The sequence below is a fragment of the Streptomyces sp. DI166 genome (genome assembly GCF_900091315.1).
Taxonomy (GTDB): Bacteria; Actinomycetota; Actinomycetes; order Streptomycetales; family Streptomycetaceae; genus Streptomyces; species Streptomyces fuscus.
Genome location: NZ_FLSP01000212.1, coordinates 1 through 2,839, shown reverse-complemented (window position 1 = coordinate 2,839; position 2,839 = coordinate 1). Strand labels below are relative to the sequence as shown.

3 protein-coding genes are annotated in these 2,839 nt (G+C 74.8%); all 3 read right to left on the bottom strand.

Annotated elements, in window-relative coordinates:
• Positions 1-243 (bottom strand): hypothetical protein (locus tag GA0115233_RS39805; protein WP_093725658.1); only part of this gene is annotated, 243 nt, incomplete at its 3' end.
• A gap of 4 nt (positions 244-247) precedes the next feature.
• The gene (locus GA0115233_RS39800; RefSeq protein ID WP_093725656.1) at positions 248-1,051 is read right to left on the bottom strand and encodes an arylamine N-acetyltransferase family protein; all 804 of its coding nucleotides are present in this window, start codon (positions 1,049-1,051) and stop codon (positions 248-250) included.
• 94 nt (positions 1,052-1,145) lie between these two features.
• Positions 1,146-2,839, bottom strand: a 1,694-nt coding sequence (locus GA0115233_RS39795) for a ComEC/Rec2 family competence protein (RefSeq protein ID WP_141689662.1), incomplete at its 5' end; no start/stop codon positions are given.

Sequence of the window (2,839 nt, the reverse complement as noted above, 5' to 3'; positions counted from 1 at the left end):
CGGGTCCTCCCGCCAGCCCTCCCACTCCGCCGCGAAGGCGTCCAGTTCCGCTGGGTCGAGGGCGGCGGGCTCGTCGTGGAGGACGACCAGCCACTGGGCGTCCTCCGCGTCGTCCTCGCCGGCCAGGGCGTCCCGGACCAGCTGGGGCTCCTCGCGTACGCCGAAGCGCTCCGCGAGGGCCTCCACGACCTCCTCGGCGGCGTCGCGGTCGGGCAGCACCAGTACGTGTCTCACATCGCTCACACGGTCATTCTCCAGACTCGCCCGCCTTCTCCTGCGCCACCCTCGGCACCCGGTCCAGCTCGATCCCGAACCGCTCGCGGTACGCCGCCAGCACCTCCTCGTCCGTCCCGAGCTGCCGCTCCTCCTTCACCCCGTCCGCGCTCGTCGTCTTGAACGTGCGCCCGCTCAGCGTGATCCGCCCGCCGTCCTCCGTCACCCGGGAACAGACGAGCGACTGCGTGAAGTGGGACTCGGGCGAGGTGCACTGGTACCAGGCCCCGACGCGGAAGTCGGCGAGCGCCCGGGGCCGCGTCTCCAGCCGGTACTCCGGGCGGCCGTTCATCACGACGTCCAGGTCCGGCCCCGCCTCCACGATCCGGAACACGCCCCCGGGGTCCTTCTGCTCCCCCCGCTCCCGGAACGCCAGCGGATAGTGGCTGTGCGCCCCGAACCCGACGTCGGCCAGCCACTCGCCCCCGTCGTCCGTCCGCACCCGCAGGGCGAGATGGTCGTACGGGATCCCCAGCCGCCCGTCCCCGCCGTACACCCGCCCCGCCAGCAGCGCTACCTCGTACCCGAGCGCCGTCAGCAACGCCCCGAAGGCGCCGTTGAGTTCGTAGCAGAACCCTCCCCTGCGCGCGCCCACCAGTTTCTCCAGCAGCCGTTCCTCCTCCAGCACGATCTCCTCGCCGAGGTGGATCGACAGGTTCTCGAAGGGCACGGTCCGCAGGTGCCGCAGGTGCAGGTCGCGCAGGGCGTCGGCGGTCGGCCGCCCGGGACGCCCGGCACCGATCCGGCTGAGGTAGGCATCGACTTCGGCTGAGTTCATGCCCCCAGTCTCCCGCCCCGCGCGTACCCGCACCTCAGACCCCCGCCCCGCGCGGACCCGCACCTCAGCCCCCCGCTCCACGCGGACCCGCACTTCAGTCCCCCACCACCCGCAGCTCCCCGTCCTCCCCCTTCACCACCGCCAGCGCCCCGTCCTCGTCCGTCCGCAGCACCGCCGCCCCGCCCTCCCGCAACGCGGCCACCGTGCCGGGCGCCGGATGCCCGTAGCCGTTGTCCTCCCCGACGGAGATCAGCGCCACCCGGGGAGCGGCCCGCCGTATGAGGTCGGGGTCCTGGTACGCCGAGCCGTGGTGGGCGACCTTCAGCACGTCCACTCCCTCCGGCACCCCGCCCGCCCGCAACAGGCCCCGCTGGGCCGGGGGTTCAAGGTCGCCGAGCAGCAGGAACCGCACGCCCGCCGATTCCGCGAGCAACGTGACGCTCGCGTCGTTCGGCCCCTCCGGCCCCGGCACCGGGGCGGACGGCGGCCACAGCACCTGCCAGGACAGCTCCCCGGTCCGCCGACGCTCCCCTGCCACGGCCCGCGTCACCGGGATGCCCCGTGCCGCCGCCTCCCGGCGCACGAACTCCGCCTGTTCGGCCGGTTCCCGGAACCCGGTCGTCTGGATCTCCCCCACCGCCCGGTCCCGCAACACCCCCGGCAGGCCCGCCACATGGTCCGCGTGGAAGTGGGTGAGGACGACCAGGGGGATCCGGGTGATGGCGAGAGCGCGCAGGCAGCGGTCGACAAGTCCCGGCTCCGGTCCGGCGTCCACGACCACACCCGTGCCCTCCCCCGCGGCCAGGACCAGCGCGTCCCCCTGTCCCACGTCGCACACGACCATCCGCCACCCCGGCGGCGGCCATCCGCCGATCACGCGTACCAGCGGCGGTGGTTGCACCACCGCCAGCACCAGCAGCACCGCCCCGAGCCCGCACCACCACGGGCTGCTCCACAGCCGCCGCCCGACCGCCAGCCCGGCAACCGTGACCAGGAGGAGCAGCCCGGCCCCGGTCCAGGTGCCCGGCCAGTCGATGCCCGCGCCGGGCAGCGCCGCCCCGGTCCGGGCGATGGCCGCGATCCACCCCGTCGGCCAACTCGCGCACCACGTCAGTGCCTTGGCCACCGGCATCGCCACCGGTGCCGTCGCCAGCGCCGCGAACCCCAGCACCGTGGCCGGGGCGAGCGCGAACTCGGCGAGCAGATTGCACGGCACCGCCACCAGGCTCACCCGCTCCGACAGCACCGCCACCACCGGCGCGCACACCACCTGCGCCGACGCGGCGGCGGCCACCGCCTCCGCCCACCGCGGCCGGAGCCCGCGCCGTTGCAGGGCGGCACTGAAGCGCGGCGCCAGCACCAGCAGTGCCCCCGTGGCCAGCACCGACAGCAGGAAGCCGTAACTGCGGGCCAGCCATGGATCGAACAGCACCAGCAGCAGCACCGCCGTCGCCAGCGCGGGCAGCAGGGACCGGCGCCGCCCGGTGGCCAGCGCCAGCAGCACCACCGCACCGCAGGCCGCGGCCCGCAGCACGCTGGGATCCGGCCGGCACACCACGACGAAGGCGAGGGTGAGCGCCCCGCCGCACACCGCGGTCGTCCGCAGCGACAGCCCGAGCCGCGGCGCGAGCCCACGGCGTTCGGCACGCTGGGCCGTGCCGGGCGGGCCGATGAGCAGGACCAGGATGATGGTGAGGTTGCTGCCGGAGACCGCGAGGGTGTGGGCGAGGTCGGTCTCCTTGAACGCCTCGTCCAGCTCCGGCGTGATCCGTGAGGTGTCCCCCACCA

What these genes read in the sequence shown, in the direction of transcription:
- GA0115233_RS39800 (WP_093725656.1), bottom strand. Translation starts at nt 1,051, where the DNA reads ATGAACTCAGCCGAAGTCGATGCCTACCTCAGCCGGATCGGTGCCGGG.